Source organism: Petrocella sp. FN5 (genome assembly GCF_029210395.1).
Lineage (GTDB): Bacteria > Bacillota > Clostridia > Lachnospirales > Vallitaleaceae > Petrocella.
Map to the genome: position 1 here is coordinate 1 of NZ_JARGDP010000169.1, position 1650 is coordinate 1650.

At 37.1% G+C, this 1650-nt stretch carries 1 protein-coding gene; it reads left to right on the forward strand.

Annotated features, from left to right (window positions below; genetic code table 11):
• Window positions 1–253: 253 nt before the first annotated feature.
• Window positions 254–1531, forward strand: a complete 1278-nt coding sequence (locus P0N36_RS15240) for an IS110 family transposase (protein WP_275843739.1) — start codon at window positions 254–256, stop codon at window positions 1529–1531.
• Window positions 1532–1650: the final 119 nt, after the last annotated feature.

The following is a 1650-nucleotide window of genomic DNA, read 5'->3' on the forward strand; positions in this document are numbered from 1 at the left end:
GTCCCTGTAATATAGTGCTATAGGGATTAACAAGTAAAAACCCGAACATTAGCAGTATAATGTTTGTAGAGGGATTATATTCGTAACTGTCCCTGGGAAGCTAACGCTATACCTCTCCTCGGGTTAGAATATCTATCTGTAAAAGCATTTGCTATTGGGCTAATTGGGTCTTTATACTCGTGTCATGTGCAGGGCTGCAATCTTTTATGACGATGGGTGGTTAATCCCTTACTTTTTATAAGGTGGTGTTTTTATGACTCTTATCATCGGTGTTGACGTCGCAAAGTTCTTCTCATCTTACACAATACTTGACTCCAATGGCTCTTGCGTAATACCAACTTTTGATTCAAACAATGATATAAAAGGATTAGAAGATGTTTTGGAGAAAATAAAGAAAGCAGCCAATGGTTCCAAAGATAATCATGTCCTCATTATGGAATCCACCGGCTACTTTTCGAATCGACTCCGAGACTACTTCACGTCACATGAGCTAAACGTCTTAGAGATCAATCCTCTTATATCTAATTCTATCAGAAATATCTCTGTTAGAAAAGTTAAGAATGATCATGCTGATTCCTATGACTTAGCAAACTTATACCTTACAGGTAAACTTAACAAGCTCATCCAAAAAAAGTTAACGGAATGCATACCATTATCACAAGACTATATGCGTCTTAGGGTTCTGACAAGAGCAAGACAGAAGCTTTCCAAACAGAGGACAACACAAGTAATGCAGCTTGTTGCAGATGTGGAGCAAGTGCTTCCAACCTATAAGAAACTCTTTAAAGACATGGCATGTAAGTCCTCATTGGCAACGCTTGAACTTATATGTAAGCCAGAGATGATTACGTATGATAGCTTTTATTCTACTCTAAAGGTAATCACACCTTGCCGTGGGCAGGCATACTTCACAAAATATTATGACAAGCTTATTGACATTCTTGATGATGCCAAGATTATCGGAAGAAAGGTGGAAACTTTTTTTATTACCATTAAGATACATGTCTCGCTTATACTTGAATACGATAAATATTTGGCTCAACTTGAAGAGCAGATACATGAACTTTCACAAGATCTTGACAGTGTTAGATTACTAAAAAGTATTCCAGGAATAGGAGGCAACATAGCACCAGCAATAGCCAGTGAAATAGGAGACATCTCCAGATTCAAGAATGTTAAGGCATTAGTCGCTTTCTGCGGATTAGATCCTGGCGTCAAACAGTCAGGCCAGTATAACCGTTTGCATAATAAGATAAGTAAACGGGGTGCACCTGAGCTTAGAAGAGCTCTTTACATGGCCGCAATGTTATCAATCACAAAAATGAAAAATGGTCATTATCGAAACAAAGTATTATACGATTACTATCAGGAGCTTATACTCAAAAAACCAAGAAAGGTAGCACTTGGTGCTATTATGCATAAGCTTGTAAGAATTATATTTTCAGTGTTAAAGAACCAACAAGAGTTCATCATGATTACACCTGAACAACAACGTAAGTTATACCAAAACAACCTAAGCATTGCAATTTAAGTTGAACAATGAATGAGATAATTGGGGAAATGTTCAGTGATTTCAGTGGGCTTGGTTTAGCTGTGCTAAAATTTATTCGATAAAAACTGTTACTGAACTTGACAAAAGTTAGCTAAACC

Bases quoted from the DNA above. Each gene is read 5' to 3' on its own strand.
- P0N36_RS15240 (WP_275843739.1), top strand. From the start codon at position 254: ATGACTCTTATCATCGGTGTTGACGTCGCAAAGTTCTTCTCATCTTAC.